The 14,386-nt window shown below is 47.2% G+C and carries 13 protein-coding genes; 5 read left to right on the top strand and 8 right to left on the bottom strand.

Going from position 1 to position 14,386, the window contains the following annotated elements:
* The 7 genes from EOO50_RS08440 to EOO50_RS08470 all read right to left on the bottom strand — a co-directional run.
* A partial coding sequence (locus EOO50_RS08440; RefSeq protein WP_290839221.1) for an acetylglutamate kinase occupies window positions 1-494 on the bottom strand: 494 nt, incomplete at its 3' end.
* Window positions 491-1,438 (bottom strand): N-acetylornithine carbamoyltransferase, encoded by a 948-nt coding sequence (locus tag EOO50_RS08445; RefSeq protein ID WP_290839222.1) that lies wholly within the window; start codon window positions 1,436-1,438, stop codon window positions 491-493. The genes EOO50_RS08440 and EOO50_RS08445, both read right to left, overlap by 4 nt.
* The gene (locus EOO50_RS08450) at window positions 1,435-2,592 is read right to left on the bottom strand and encodes an aminotransferase class III-fold pyridoxal phosphate-dependent enzyme (protein ID WP_290839223.1); all 1,158 of its coding nucleotides are present in this window, start codon (window positions 2,590-2,592) and stop codon (window positions 1,435-1,437) included. Before EOO50_RS08450 ends, EOO50_RS08445 begins: the two co-directional genes overlap by 4 nt.
* Before the next feature lie 10 nt (window positions 2,593-2,602).
* A complete protein-coding gene (argC, locus tag EOO50_RS08455) occupies window positions 2,603-3,580 on the bottom strand; it encodes an N-acetyl-gamma-glutamyl-phosphate reductase (RefSeq protein WP_290839224.1) in 978 nt (325 codons plus the stop codon).
* Complete coding sequence (locus EOO50_RS08460) at window positions 3,573-4,763, bottom strand: argininosuccinate synthase domain-containing protein (protein WP_290839327.1); 1,191 nt, start codon at window positions 4,761-4,763, stop codon at window positions 3,573-3,575. Before EOO50_RS08460 ends, argC begins: the two co-directional genes overlap by 8 nt.
* 5 nt (window positions 4,764-4,768) lie before the next feature.
* Window positions 4,769-5,422 carry a GNAT family N-acetyltransferase gene (locus tag EOO50_RS08465; RefSeq protein ID WP_290839225.1) on the bottom strand — a complete coding sequence of 218 codons (654 nt, stop codon included), beginning with the start codon at window positions 5,420-5,422 and terminating at the stop codon, window positions 4,769-4,771.
* A gap of 438 nt (window positions 5,423-5,860) precedes the next feature.
* Window positions 5,861-8,098 carry a carboxy terminal-processing peptidase gene (locus tag EOO50_RS08470; protein ID WP_290839226.1) on the bottom strand — a complete coding sequence of 746 codons (2,238 nt, stop codon included), beginning with the start codon at window positions 8,096-8,098 and terminating at the stop codon, window positions 5,861-5,863.
* Between the two features lie 336 nt (window positions 8,099-8,434).
* Between EOO50_RS08470 and surE the strand changes: the two genes are divergently transcribed.
* The 5 genes from surE to EOO50_RS08495 all read left to right on the top strand — a co-directional run bounded on the left by surE (window position 8,435) and on the right by EOO50_RS08495 (window position 13,806).
* A complete protein-coding gene (gene surE / locus EOO50_RS08475) occupies window positions 8,435-9,214 on the top strand; it encodes a 5'/3'-nucleotidase SurE (RefSeq protein ID WP_290839329.1) in 780 nt (259 codons plus the stop codon).
* Entirely contained in the window at window positions 9,201-9,482 is a 282-nt protein-coding gene (locus EOO50_RS08480; protein ID WP_290839227.1) for a hypothetical protein, read from the top strand. The genes surE and EOO50_RS08480 overlap by 14 nt, the downstream gene beginning before the upstream one ends.
* Window positions 9,479-10,594: a lipid-A-disaccharide synthase gene (gene lpxB, locus EOO50_RS08485; RefSeq protein WP_290839228.1), complete on the top strand. Its 1,116-nt coding sequence runs from the start codon at window positions 9,479-9,481 to the stop codon at window positions 10,592-10,594. Before EOO50_RS08480 ends, lpxB begins: the two co-directional genes overlap by 4 nt.
* 253 nt (window positions 10,595-10,847) lie before the next feature.
* Window positions 10,848-11,579, top strand: coding sequence for a C40 family peptidase (locus tag EOO50_RS08490; protein ID WP_290839229.1), 732 nt, complete (start codon window positions 10,848-10,850; stop codon window positions 11,577-11,579).
* Between the two features lie 199 nt (window positions 11,580-11,778).
* Window positions 11,779-13,806 (top strand): ComEC/Rec2 family competence protein, encoded by a 2,028-nt coding sequence (locus EOO50_RS08495; RefSeq protein WP_290839231.1) that lies wholly within the window; start codon window positions 11,779-11,781, stop codon window positions 13,804-13,806.
* Here EOO50_RS08495 and EOO50_RS08500 read toward each other — a convergent pair.
* Complete coding sequence (locus tag EOO50_RS08500) at window positions 13,803-14,267, bottom strand: thioredoxin family protein (protein WP_290839232.1); 465 nt, start codon at window positions 14,265-14,267, stop codon at window positions 13,803-13,805. The genes EOO50_RS08495 and EOO50_RS08500 overlap by 4 nt on opposite strands.
* Window positions 14,268-14,386 lie beyond the last annotated feature (119 nt).

Genomic DNA, 14,386 nt, shown 5'->3' on the forward strand with positions numbered 1-14,386 from the left:
GCGATCGTGTCGGCGTTCGTGTTGAGCAACTGGCCGTTTCCATCGTGCGTTATCGGCGCGAAAACGGGGAAAAATCCAGCACCAAGCAGTCGCGTCAACCCATCGGAATTCACGTTTTCGACATCGCCCACAAAACCGAAATCAATTGCTTTCACCAGACGCTTTTTACTTAAAATCAAATTGCCGTCGGCGCCTGAAACACCGATTGCGGCAAGCCCCAAAGACTGCAGTTTCGCAACGATCGATTTGTTGATCCAGCCCGCGTAACTCATCACCGCAACCTCGAGCATGGCTTCGTCGGTGATGCGACGACCTTCGTGGAACTTGGCTTCGATGCCGAGTTTTTCGGCCAATCGCGTCGCGAGTTTTCCGCCTCCGTGCACGAGGATTTTTGCTCCGTTAAGGTTTGCAAAATCCAGCAAAACCTCGTTCAAAACGGCTGGCTCGTCGAGCACGTTTCCTCCTATTTTCAATATTGTCAGTTCAGGTTTCATAGGTTGTCGAGGATTTCATGAAGCACGGCTTGTGCCGCGAACTTTCGATTATTGGCTTGCGGAATCACGATCGAGGATTCGCTGTCGAGCACGTCGTCGGTCACGATCATGTTGCGTCGGACGGGCAGACAATGCATGAATTTCGCGTTATTCGTGCGTTTCATTTTTTCGGCCGAAACCGTCCAGCCCAAATCTTCCGACAGGATTTTTCCATATTCGCTGAACGAGCTCCAGTTTTTCGCGTAAATGAAATCGGCATCTTCGAAAGCTTTATTTTGATCGTGCGTGATCGCGCAGCCTTCGGTAATTTTCGGGTCGAGGTCGTAACCTTGAGGATTCGCGATTATGAAATCGACATCGGACATTTTCATGATTTTTACGAACGAATTCGGAACCGCGTGCGGCAATGCCTTCGGGTGCGGCGCCCAAGTCAACACGACTTTCGGACGTTTTTTGGTCGAAAACTCACGAATCGTCAACGCGTCGGCGACGGCCTGAAGCGGATGTTCGCTCGAGCCTTCCAAACTCACGACGGGAACCGACGCAAACTTTTTGAACGACGAGATCACGTGTTCCGAAACATCTTTTTCCTTGTCGGTCAAAGTCGGAAAACTCCGCACGGCCAAAATATCGCAATATTGGGAAACGACTTGCGCGGCTTCGCGGATGTGTTCGGCCTTGTTGCCGTTCATCACGACGCCGTCCTCGAATTCGAGCAGCCAGCCTTCGGTGTTCAAATTCATGACCATCGCATTCATCCCGAGGTTCGACGCGGCTTTTTGCGTACTCAGGCGCGTGCGCAGGCTCGGATTGAAAAACAGCAATCCTATGGTTTTGCGCTTGCCTAGATCTTCGCGCGAATACGGCTCGGATTTTAGTTTGGCGGCCAGATCGAGTAAGGTTTCGAGGTTTTCGATAACATCTACCGAAGTGAAATTCTTCATGTCGCGACAGTTGAAGGTTGAACAATGGATTCCAGCGCCAAGGCCAGTTTCGCAAAAAAGAAATCGACGTTAGGTTTTGTGATCGACAGCGGCGGCAAAATACGAAGCAGGTTTTTCTGGCTTGCGTTTCCCGTGAAAATGCCGTGTTCGTAGATCAATTTTCTTCGAAGTTCGGCGATCTCAAAATCGAATTCGAGACCGAGCATCAAACCGCGGCCTTTAACTTTCTTGACCTGCGAAATTTCGCTTGCTTTCTGCTGGAAATAATTGCTGACGTCGTTGACATTCGAAAGCAGATTTTCGTTTTTAATCACATCCAAAACCGACAAAGCCGCCGCGCACGCCAAATGATTTCCGCCGAAAGTCGTACCAAGCAAGCCGTGGGACGCTTTGAATTCGGGCGAAATCAAAATCCCGCCGATCGGGAAACCGTTGCCCATTCCTTTTGCAATTGAAATGATGTCGGGTTTTATGTTATGATGTTGGTGCGCGAAAAATGTCCCGCTTCGGCCGTAACCGCTTTGGATTTCGTCGAGAATCAAAACGGCATTTTGTTTTTTCGTTTCGGCCGACAGGAATTGGAAAAATTTGGTCGATGCTTCGTCCAATCCGCCGACGCCTTGAATTCCTTCGATGATGACGCAGGCGACGTCGCCCTTTTTTAGTTCGTCGGAAACCGATTTTTCATCGTTCAATTCAAAAAAAAGGACCTGGTGCGAATTGATCGGCGCGACGATCGATTTGTTGTCGGTTGCGGCGACTGCGGCCGAAGTTCGTCCGTGAAAACTCTTCCTGAACGCGATTACTTTCGATTTCTTCGTGTGGAACGATGCGAGCTTGAGCGCGTTCTCGTTGGCTTCGGCTCCCGAATTGCACAGGAAAAGCGAGTAATCCTGATATCCTGAAAACGCACAGAGTTTCTCGGCCAACGCATTTTGCAACGGATTTTGGATCGAATTGGAATAAAACCCGATCTTCGAAACCTGATCAAAAACGGCTTTTACGTAGTCCGGATGCGAATGCCCGATCGAAATCACGCCGTGACCTCCGTAGAAATCAAGGAATTCCCGACCGCTTTCATCGTACACTTTGCTGCCCGAAGCGCGAACCGGCGTGATGTCGTACAAAGGATAAACGTCAAATAAATTTTTCATCGCGAATGGATTAGAAGCCGGACGCTTTGAGCTTCAGCCCAGCGGTCTCGTCAAGGTTCAACATTAGGTTCATGTTTTGGATCGCCTGTCCTGACGCGCCTTTGACGAGATTATCGATCACCGAAGTCAACAATAAATACTCACCTTTTTGCTCCAGGCTAATCAGCGATTTGTTTGTTTGCAGTACCGTTTTCAGGCCGATGTTTTGGGTCGTGACGTTTACGAAAGGCTCTTTATCATAGAATTCCTCGTAGGTTTTTAATACTTCGGCGAACGGGATTTCGAGTTTCGTATATAGGGTCGCAAAAATACCACGCGTAAAATCTCCTCGATTTGGAATGAACAACAAATTCCCGATTTCGGACGATGAGATCTCGCTCAAATTCTGATTGATTTCGCCCAAATGCTGATGTTCGAACGCTTTATAATGCGACATATTTCCCGTTCGATACGGATGATGCGAGGTCGCCGACAACTGCGCTCCAGCGCCCGTACTTCCAGTCGTGGCGTTGATATGGACGTCGCTTTTTAGCCATGCGTTTTGCGCGAGCGGAAGCAATGCCAATTGGATCGCCGTTGCAAAACAACCGGGATTCGCGATGGCGTTCGATTTCGAAATCGCAACCCTGTTCAACTCGGGAAGCCCGTACACGAATGTCCGATCCTGGAAATTCGCGTCGGCCGCCAAGCGGAAATCGTTGCCGAGATCGATGATTTTCGTCTCTTGTGGAAATGGGTGAAGCGATAGGAATTCCTTTGATTTTCCGTGCCCGAGGCAGAAAAATACGACGTCGACGTCGGTGTTGACCTCAGATGTAAAGTCGGGTAAATTTTCTCCAATCAAATCCTGATGCACAAAATGTACAGGTTTCCCCGCGAAGGTCGTACTGTACACAAAATCGATCTCGACTTGCGGATGATTGACGAGTAATCGAAGCAATTCGCCTCCCGTGTAGCCCGAGGCGCCGATGATTCCTACCTTATTCATAATTTTCTTGGTTTACCTGCGAATAAATCGCTTGGGCGTTGCCCGTTAATTTGATGAAACCTTTGGCGTCATCGGCACTCCAGGCGTTGTTCATTTCACCGTATTGCCCGAATTGGGTGTTCATGAGATCGTGATCGGACTCGATTCCGTCAAGCGAAAAATGATACGGACGCAACGTTGCCGTGACGATTCCCGTAACATTCGCCTGCGTATCGGCCAAAAAGGTTTCGATGTTGCGCATCACGGGATCGAGATATTGGCCTTCGTGGAACAACATGCCGTACCAATTCCCGAGTTGTTCTTTCCAGTATTGCTGCCATTTCGAAAGCACGTGTTTCTCGAGCAGATGATGGGCTTTTATGATAACGAGCGGTGCGGCAGCTTCGAATCCGACGCGACCTTTAATGCCGATGATCGTATCGCCGACATGGATATCGCGCCCGATACCGAACGCCGACGCGATGTTTTCGAGTGCGACGATATTGGTTGACGGTTTGTCGAAATATCCGTTCAACCCGACAAGTTCGCCCTTTTCAAAATGAAGCGTGACTTTTTGAGGTTCCGACGTTTCGACTTGCGATGGAAAGGCGCTTTCGGGCAACGGAAGATGCGATGTCAACGTCTCTTTTCCTCCAACCGATGTTCCCCAAATGCCTTTGTTGATCGAATATTGCGCCTTTTCCCACGAATATTCCACGCCGTTTTGCTGCAGCCATTCGACTTCCTGCTGACGGCTAAGTTTCAAATCTCTTATGGGAGTTATGATTTCAATTTCAGGTGCGATGGTTCGGAAAATCAAATCGAAACGGATTTGGTCGTTTCCGGCTCCGGTGCTGCCGTGTGCGATCGCGTCGGCGCCTATCTGTTTGGCGAATTGTATGGCTTCGATGGCCTGGAAAACGCGTTCGGCCGAAACCGATAACGGATAAGTGTTGTTTTTGAGCACGTTCCCGTAAATGAGAAAACGGATCGCCTCGTCGTAATATTTATCGATGATATCTCGGTTCACATGCGCTTTACTGCCGAGCTCGTAGCCGCGCTTTTCGATCGAATCGAGTTCATCGGCCGAAAATCCTCCCGTATTCACGAGAATCGTATGCACTTCATAACCTTGCTGCTGCAGATATTTGAGGCAAAATGAGGTGTCAAGGCCGCCGCTGTAGGCCAGGACTATTTTTTTTATCGCTGTCATGTCGTAGTTGTTTGTTTCGATTTGAGTTTCGGCTTTTCTTTTTTGAGGAAAAGCGCTTGCTTGATGCTTTTCAACCGCGAGAGTACTTTTTGGTTGAATGTATATTTTTCGCGGTTCTTGTCTTTTTCAGGATCGTAAAGCATGCCCGTGCACAAGCACATTTTGTAGTCCTTGCGTTGCAGTATGTCGAAATTCGTGCAGCCGCTGCAGCCTTTCCAAAAACTCGGATCGTCAGTCAGTTCTGAAAACGGGACGGGCTTGTAACCGAGTTCGGAGTTGATTTTCATAACGGCCAAACCCGTCGTGATCCCGAATATTTTTGCGCCCGGAAACTTCTCCTGCGAATATTCGAAAACTCTTGTCTTGATGCTTTTCGCGAGTCCGAGATTCCTGAAATCGGGATGCACGATCAATCCGCTGTTGGCCACGAACTTGCCGTGCTGCCAGCTTTCGATATAGCAGAATCCGGCGAAACGGTCACCATCGACTGCAATTATTGCGTCGCCATTCTGCATCTTGTTCAGGATGTATTCGGGCGAGCGTTTGGCAATTCCGGTTCCGCGAAGCAAAGCCGAAGCTTCGATGGTGTCGCAAATTTCCTGTGCGAAACGATAATGTGCTTCACGGGCGACCACGATTGAGATACCCATTGTGTTGAAATTTGATTGTACGTAAACTGAAAACTATTTGGGGAAGGGAACCGGACGCATCGGTTCATGAAGATCGCAGACCTTACGGTCGGAATCGTCGTCGGCTTGCAAAAGATGCAAAAACCGAAATCGAAGCCAATGGGCTGAAAGGGGAAAAAAGGGAAATGGAATTTTTCAAAACAAATACAAAAAGGTTACAAAATCACGAGTCAAGAACTTAAGCCTGCTTAGCTGTTCCTGGTCGTCGTCGCGGTGAAGTAAGCGCGATATGATTATGTGCCTTTGTATTCATGGTAGCAAATTTATAGTATTTGAAAACTTTACCCGTCATTTTTGATGCTAAAAAAATACTAATTTCGTCGAAACCGTTTTCGGACGTTAAAAAAAATAGGCCTCGAGAATTTCGAAGCCTATTTTTTAAGATTTTGACAAAATATATTACGGATTGACCGTCTTGTCTTTTTTCATGCTTACCGTTTTGGTGGTTTTCGACTGCAAATCGTCGAGAATGTTCACCGCTTCGTCCACATAAATGTCCTTGTTGAGGCTTTCGTGCCATCTCTTGCGTTTTTCCTTGAGCAAATCGTCTTTCACGATCTGATCTTTCTCATACGGCAACGACTCGAACTTAAGGCTGTTGTGGTATTCTGAAAGCACTTTGTATTTCTTGGCTTTTTCCTCGAGTGAATTTTGTTCGTTACGGAACTTATCGAGTTTTAGGCTGTACACATTTTCTTCGCTGCGATCGTTGATCCATTTCGCGTTCTCGTCGATAAGCTTGAACTGTTGGTTCGCGGCCATACGCTTGCGGCTGTTCTCGATGGCGACGTTGAAATTCGATTGCTTATTCCAGACCTTATAATCGGCGGGATCGATTTTATCCCACGGCATTGCATTGTCGATATCGCGCTCACCCATTTTCACGTACGAATAACGATCGGGCATCGCCACATCGCTGCTCACACCGTCGAGCTGGGTCGAACCTCCATTGATCCTATAGAACTTTTGGGTCGTCGTTTTAAGCGCTCCCAAATCGCCGTAGTCGCTGTTGCGTACGAAGTTATTCAGATCAATCACGTTCTGCACGGTTCCTTTTCCGTATGTCTGCTTGCTCCCGATGATCACGCCTCGTTTGTAATCTTGGATCGCGGCTGCCAAAATCTCTGAAGCCGAAGCCGAGAAACTGTTTACCATGATCACGAGCGGACCGTCGTATTCTACCTTCGGATCTTTGTCATACAAGACTTCTTTCTTCTTTCCGGCCGATTTCACCTGAACGATCGGGCCTTCATCGATGAACAATCCGGCGATATCGACCACGGTTTTAAGAGAACCGCCTCCGTTGTCGCGCACGTCGAGGATGATTCCCTGGACATTTTCTTTTTTAAGGCGCTCGACTTCAAGTGCGATATCTTTTCCGGCATCGCGAGCGTTCGCATTGTCAAAGTCGATGTAGAATTTAGGCAGGTAAATCATGCCGTATTTCATTCCGTTCTTCTCGATGATCGTCGATTTGGCGTACGTTTCCTCGATTTCGACTTCATCGCGGATGATTGAAATCACTTTCATCGTCCCGTCGGCTTTTTTGACAGACAAGCGAACCTCAGTTCCTTTTGGACCTTTGATCTTTTTCACGACATCGTCAAGACGCATCCCGACAACATCGACAGGCTCTTTGTCGCCTTGCCCGACTTTGAGGATGACGTCGCCCGATTCGAGTTCTTTTCCTCTCCAAGCAGGTCCGCCTGAAATAAGTTCGGTGATTTCAGTGAAGTCGTTTTTCTTTTGCAGACGCGCACCGATTCCTTCGAGTTTTCCGCTCATCGAAACGTCGAAACGCTCTTTTTCATCGGGTGGAAAATAAGATGTATGCGGATCGAAACGCGATGCGATTGCGTTGATGTATACTGAGAACCAATCGTTCCTGTCCAAATCGTCGATGAAACCGAAGTATTCGTTAAGCGATTTCAACGAACTTTCACGTGTTTCCTTTTCAAGTTCGGCAAATGATTTCTTCTCGATTTTAACGGCTTCTTCTTTCTTTTTCTCGAGTACTCTTTGGGCGTCTTCCTGGCTGTCTTCTTCAAGCGTGGCCGATGGTTTTTCGACCTTCGCCTTGCCTTCCTGCAAATCGAGTTTGTCGGCCAATGAAGAAAGCGTCGACAATTTTACCTGCTTGCGCCATTTCTCTTTGAGCTCGGCTGTGGTTTTGGCGTACGGAAGCTTCTCGGAATCCGTGTTGAAACTCTCGTCTACATTATAGTCGAACGGTTTGTCGAGAATTTCCTTATAATAGACTTTGCTCTCTTTGATGCGTTCCAACAAACGGTTGTACGTCAAATTGAAGAACGATAAATCCTTGTTCTTGATCTGGTCGTCGAGCTGGGTTTCGTACTTCACGAAATCATCGATGTCCGACTGCAGGAAAAAACGCTTCGACGGATCGAGCGCCGCAATGTAATCCTTGTAGATTCCTTTTGAGAAATTGTCGTCCATGTTCGCAGGGTCGTAATGACCGCGCTCGATGACGAACGTCAGGAGTTCAAGAAGGACTTTGTCTTTCTCAGGGTCGCCCGAATCTTTTTTGGGCATGAAACTCCATAGGGCTGCCGCGAGGACCGCGACACACAAGATAACTTTATAATTCCTTTTCATATAGCGCAGGATTGCATTCATTTCTGGGGTTTAAAACGGGCAATTTAATGAAAAATTATGCCGTAGTTCGCGGGTTCCGTATAATTTTTTGTTAAAGGTACTAAATTAAGAATGGCTTTCAAAAATGCGTATTTTTGCTTGTTCCGTTCCCGATTAGTACCGATTTCGTACTTTTTGTTACGCAGCCCCAGCCCGGATAGCAGCGGCTAGCCTTTTGAAGGAAAACGCCGGATTTTGTTGGCGTTGCGCAGCGACCAAAGGAAGCTCGCGCAACGGCTTACAAAATGGTGTTTTGCAAGAAAGCTAATAGCGGATAGCCGGAAATAGCTGCCAATTATTAATTATTCATTGTTAATTATTAATTTGAAAAGACCTCTAATTTTAGTCACCAACGACGACGGCATCACCGCTCCCGGAATCCGCGCGCTCATTGACGTGATGCGCGAACTCGGCGACATTCTCGTCGTGGCGCCCGACAGCCCGCAAAGTGGAACCGGACACGCGATCACGATAAACAACACGTTGTATTTAAACCAGATTTCTACACCCGACGCGGCTTTCGAGGAATTCAGTTGCTCGGGAACGCCCGTGGATTGCGTGAAATTCGCGGTCAACGAGATCATAAAAGGCAAGCCCGACCTTTGCGTTTCAGGTGTGAACCACGGCTCGAACTCGTCGATCAACGTGATTTATTCGGGAACGATGAGCGCGGCCGTCGAAGCCGGAATCGAAGGCATCCCGTCGATCGGGTTTTCGCTCCAGGATTACGATTGGAACGCCGATTTCGAGGTTTTGAAACCACATATCAAGGCTATCGCGAAACAGGTTCTTAAAAACGGAATGCCCGAAGGCGTAATTTTAAACGTGAACTTCCCGAAGCGAAAAACGTTCAAAGGAACCAAGGTCTGCAGACAGGCGAAAGCGATGTGGGTCGAGAAATTCGACAAGCGCACGACGCCGTACGGAAAACATTATTATTGGCTCACGGGCGAATTCAAAAACCTCGACAAAGGCGAAGACACCGACGAATGGGCGCTCGACAATGGCTATATTTCAATCGTGCCAGTGCAGTTCGACCTTACGGCCTATCACGCGATGCAACAACTCAACTCCTGGAATTTCGATGGACAAAACTGATTTCATCCTGGGTTTACTTATCGGTTTGACGGGCGCGCTTGCGGGAAGTTTCCTGTTTATCGTGCTTTTTACGAACTATTCGGTAATGGACGGACTTCATATCATCAGGCAGACGGGCCAAATCTCGAAAGTGCTCGCGTTGGGCGCGATCGTGAATCTGGTCGCGTTTTTCATCCTGCTCCAATTGAAAAAAGATTTGATGGCGAGAGGCGTCGTGTTGTCGATGATCGTAATCACCGTAATCACTTTAGTGCTGCAAATCCTATGAAATACTATATTATAGCTGGCGAAGCGTCGGGCGATCTGCACGGTGCGAATCTGATGAAGGCATTGTTGCGCGAAGATCCGAAGGCCAATATCCGATTCTGGGGCGGCGATCTGATGCAGGCCGCGGGCGGAACGTTGGTCAAGCATTACCGAGAACTCGCGTTCATGGGTTTCGCCGAAGTCGTGATGAACCTCAAGACGATATTGGGCAACATCAAATTCTGTAAGTCGGACATCGAAAATTTCAAGCCCGACGCGTTGATTTTCATCGATTATCCGGGTTTCAACATGCGCATCGCGAAATGGGCGAAACCGAAAAATTACAAAACATTCTATTATATCTCGCCACAGATTTGGGCATGGAAGGAAAATCGTATCGTCGACATCAAGCGCGACGTCGACCGCATGTTCGTGATTTTGCCGTTCGAGAAGGATTTTTATGAAGGCAAGCACAAATACGATGTGGATTTCGTGGGACATCCGCTCATCGATGCGATCCATGGACGTGAAAAGGTCGACGATTCCGCGTTCCGAGATGAATTCGGGCTCGATGAAAAACCCGTAATCGCGTTATTGCCCGGAAGTCGGAAACAGGAAATCAGCAAAATGTTGTCGATCATGTTGTCAACAGTTGCGCAATTTCCCGATCACCAGTTCGTGATCGCGGGCGCGCCAGGCCAGGAGGCCGAGTTTTACAAGCAGTTTACGAAGACGAAGAACGTTCATTTCATCTTGAACCGAACATATGATCTGTTGAGCATTTCGACGGCCGCTTTGGTCACGTCGGGAACCGCGACGCTGGAAACCGCCTTGTTCAAGGTTCCTGAAGTTGTTTGTTACAAAGGAAATTGGATTTCGTACCAGATCGCCAAGCGCATCATTACCTTAAAATATATTTCCCTCGTGAATCTGATCATGGACCGCGAAGTCGTGACCGAATTGATACAAGACCAATTAAATCCGAAACGCCTCAAGCAGGAACTTCAAAAACTGCTTGATGAAAACCATCGTAAAAAGTTGCTGCACGACTACGATCTGCTCGAAGAAAAGCTTGGTGGTGAAGGCGCGAGCGCAAAAACGGCCCAATTGATTGTTGATAACCTCAAGCGATAATCAGCCACTTCAAGCGCGATATTTTTGTCTGAAAATGAACGATTTAACGTGATTTTTCAACATAAAAATTTAATTTGTTCACAATTTTAAAATGTCGATTTACATAATTTCCACATAAAGTTGCTATATTTGCATCCACCCCAATACTAAGCACTGTCATTTTTGCGTTAGTGTTTAACCCAAAAGAAATTCTACTACAGAGTTTTATTTATAAATCTAAAGGCCGAGATGCCTGAAAAATAAAAAATAAAATATGTTTGTAAAAAAAGCATTTTACATCTTATTGCCTGTCTTCCTACTGGTTGCCGCCCAAAGCAACGCACAGGTGATCACCACAAAAAAAGAAGCCGAGAAAAAAGGCGTCTACAAAAAACCGACAACTTCTGAGACTGTTTCACCCGATGTAAAATCTACGATCGGAGCGCTTACCTCGAACACGTCTGACAAGTCAACGACCAAACCGGTCGCACAAACGAACACGAAAACTCCCGTAACTGCCGCAAAACCTGCTTCCTCAAAGCCAGTTGCGCAAAAAGCGAAAAGTAAAAAGGCTTTGTTGAACGACAAGGAAGATCCGGATTTGGTTCCGTCTCCTGAGGAAAATTACGTCGCTGTGCAGATGATCAACAATGCGATGACGTTTATCGGGACGCGTTACCTTGGTGGCGGCACGACGACTTCAGGCATGGATTGTTCGGGAATGGTTACCGCGGTTTACAAATTGTTCGACATGAAGTTGCCGCGCAGCTCGAATGCGATGGCGCAGGTCGGCCAAAAAGTCGACAACAAAGAGATCAAGAAAGGCGATTTGGTTTTCTTCCATACGAATGGGAAACGCGTGATCAACCACGTCGGGATGGTCGTCGAAGTGCTTGAGGACGAAATCAAGTTCGTGCACTCGTCAACCCAAAAAGGCGTAATCATCTCATCGACGAAAGAGCCTTACTACAAGAAGAATTTCGTACAGGCAAACAGGATGCTGTAAGCTTTTACGATTAAGATACACAACCGGGTTCATGCCCGGTTTTTTTATGCCTTAACATTATGTACATAAAAAATGTAACCGACCGTTGCGGATTGCTGATATTTTTACCAAACAATTTTAGCCCACAGAAGGCAATACCGTCTGGGAAATTTTAGTCCAATCTCTCCATCCGCGTATTGCCTCTCTTTTTTTATACGCCATGAAACTGCTCCGATTCCCGCTCGCTCGCATTACGTCGTTCTTCATCTTGGGAATCATCATCCAGTCCCAGTTTCAATTTGGACTTCGCGCTGTTTTATTTGTGGTTTGCTTTTCGGGCGCGTTGCTATTAACGACTTTGCTTTTGAGGTCGAAATCAAAATCTTTCGTCTTCGGCGCGTTAAGCTTTGCAATGTCGACTTCGCTTGGCAGTTTTTGTTTGCTTGCGCACGTAGCGATCTTTAATGAAAGTCATTTTTCGCATCACATCAAAAACACCGAAACGTCTTCGCTTCTTGAGCTTCGGGTTCTTGAAAAACTTAAAACCACCGATTATTACAAGCGTTATATTTGCGAGGTTTCAAGCGTCGACAGCGTAAAAGTTTCGGGAAAAATCCTGCTTAACAGTACGCGACAGAAAGGAAGGAAACACTTGGCAGTTGGTTCAAACATCATCGTGTTCGGAAAAATCGCCGACCACAAAAAACCACTGAACCCGAACCAATTCGATTATGGGAAATATCTCACCAACAAAAATATCTTCGCGCAAGTAAGAACCGAATCGTTCATTATCGTCGGCGCAACCAAAGACATTTTTTATTATTCCGACCGATTGCGGCAACGCGTGCTGTCAAATTTGCGAGTCGCGGGTTTCCAAGAAAAAGAACTCCAAGTTTTCGCGGCCTTGCTTTTGGGGCAACAACAGGAAATCGATCCTGAAATCCTGCGCGATTATCAGTTCGCGGGCGCGGTTCACATTCTCTCGGTTTCAGGACTTCACGTTGGATTCGTATTGCTTATACTGAATTTATTTTTGGATTATTTGCCACGGACGAAGCGTTGGTCGTTGATCAAACTCAGTATAGTCATTCTTGGATTATGGGGATTCGCGATTTTGGCGGGTTTGGCTCCGAGCGTGGTTCGGTCGGTCGTGATGTTTTCGTTCGTCGCGTTGGGAATGCACCTGAGGCGCAGCACGAACGTTTTCCATACGCTTTTGGTTTCGATGTTGCTCATCCTGATCTTTCGGCCCGGATTCTTGTTCGATGTCGGTTTCCAATTGAGTTACGTCGCCGTATTCTTCATCCTTTGGCTGCAGCCGATATTAGACCGATTCGTGACGTTCGACAACAAAATCGCGCGTTATTTCTGGAACATTGTAACGGTTTCGTTTGCGGCACAGATCGGAACTTTCCCGTTGAGCCTGTATTATTTCCATCAATTTCCGGGATTGTTTTTCGTGACGAATCTCGTCGTGATTCCGCTGTTGAGTTTGATCATGGCGTTGGGTTTGGCCGTCGCGGCGTGGGCGATGATGGCGTCGGTGCCCAAAATAATGGCGTATTGTCTACAGCAAAGCATTTCAATCCTGGATGACGTTATTGCGGCGATTGCGCGTTTCGAGCAGTTCGTGTTTCGCGATGTCGCGTTTACTTTACCGATGCTTTTCGTTTCGTACGCATTGATCATCGCGGCGATTTTCTGGATGAAAAAACCATCGTTCAATAAGTTGGCGATCGCCGTTTTGCTTTTGCTGCTATTTCAACTGACGTTCGTCTTTCAAAATTGGTCGGCGAAAACGGAGCGCGAATGGATTGTTTTCCACAGCCAAAAAAATACGGTCATCGCGTGTCGAAATGGAGAAAAAACGTCGGTAAGAAGTCGGGATTCGATTTCGGAAAAATCATTTGAATTTACATTGCGCCCTTATTTGACGGCGAACTTCAGTTCCGTTGAAAAGTCCGACAGCTTGGAAAATTTCGAATATTTTGCAGGCAAGACCATCTTTATCTCAGATAGCAGTGCCGTATTCCCGAACAACGTTTCGGCCGATATCATATTGCTTTCCCAATCCCCGAAAATAAATCTCGAACGCATCCTGACATCTCACAAACCGCAACTGATAATTGTCGATGCCTCGAACTATCGGAACGACATCGAACGCTGGAAGGCGACTTGCCTCAAACAAAAAATCCCTTTCCATGCCACAGCTGAAAAGGGATTCTATCGTTTAAAGGAATTACCTTAGGTTTTTTTGATGATCTTGTTTGCGCCGTCGAGCCAAACCGTCGGGCCGCCCGCAACGTAACCCGTGCTTCCCAGTTGGGTGAAGCTCACTTTTCCAGCTTTGTCGGCCGTGGCGTTTGCGAACCAGACCGTCGGATAACCTTTAATGCCGAAAAATTGTTGCAACTCGAAGTTTTGTTTCTTTACTTCATCGGATTGTGGCGTGCGACGCGGAAAATCGAGCTCGACCAAAATCACGTTGTCTTTCGCCCATTTGGCGAATTCAGGCGTTTTGAGAACTTCCTTCTGCAATCGGATGCACCAACCGCACCAGTCGCTTCCCGTGAAGAACATGAGCAACGGTTTTTTTGATTTTTCAGACAATTTTACCGCTTTGTTGATATCGGTATGCCATTCCAATTCCTGAGCCTGGACGGTCATCGACCCGACGACCAGAAACAGCGCTATAAGTAGTTTTTTCATAGTAAAAAGTTTGGGCCCGCCTTTTCAAAAACGGTGCCGAAAGGTAATAAATTATTTTACGCGTCGCAGATTTTTTTGAGCTCCGCAGACTTATAATCGCGTGTTCCTAACGGTTATTG

This window comes from Flavobacterium sp. (assembly GCF_004211145.1).
In the GTDB taxonomy this organism is placed as follows: Bacteria; Bacteroidota; Bacteroidia; order Flavobacteriales; family Flavobacteriaceae; genus Flavobacterium.

Bases quoted from the DNA above. Each gene is read 5' to 3' on its own strand.
- EOO50_RS08445 (WP_290839222.1), bottom strand. From the start codon at position 1,438: ATGAAGAATTTCACTTCGGTAGATGTTATCGAAAACCTCGAAACCTTA.
- EOO50_RS08450 (WP_290839223.1), bottom strand. From the start codon at position 2,592: ATGAAAAATTTATTTGACGTTTATCCTTTGTACGACATCACGCCGGTT.
- argC (WP_290839224.1), bottom strand. From the start codon at position 3,580: ATGAATAAGGTAGGAATCATCGGCGCCTCGGGCTACACGGGAGGCGAA.
- EOO50_RS08465 (WP_290839225.1), bottom strand. From the start codon at position 5,422: ATGGGTATCTCAATCGTGGTCGCCCGTGAAGCACATTATCGTTTCGCA.
- EOO50_RS08470 (WP_290839226.1), bottom strand. From the start codon at position 8,098: ATGAATGCAATCCTGCGCTATATGAAAAGGAATTATAAAGTTATCTTG.
- EOO50_RS08480 (WP_290839227.1), top strand. From the start codon at position 9,201: ATGGACAAAACTGATTTCATCCTGGGTTTACTTATCGGTTTGACGGGC.
- lpxB (WP_290839228.1), top strand. From the start codon at position 9,479: ATGAAATACTATATTATAGCTGGCGAAGCGTCGGGCGATCTGCACGGT.
- EOO50_RS08490 (WP_290839229.1), top strand. From the start codon at position 10,848: ATGTTTGTAAAAAAAGCATTTTACATCTTATTGCCTGTCTTCCTACTG.
- EOO50_RS08495 (WP_290839231.1), top strand. From the start codon at position 11,779: ATGAAACTGCTCCGATTCCCGCTCGCTCGCATTACGTCGTTCTTCATC.
- EOO50_RS08500 (WP_290839232.1), bottom strand. From the start codon at position 14,267: ATGAAAAAACTACTTATAGCGCTGTTTCTGGTCGTCGGGTCGATGACC.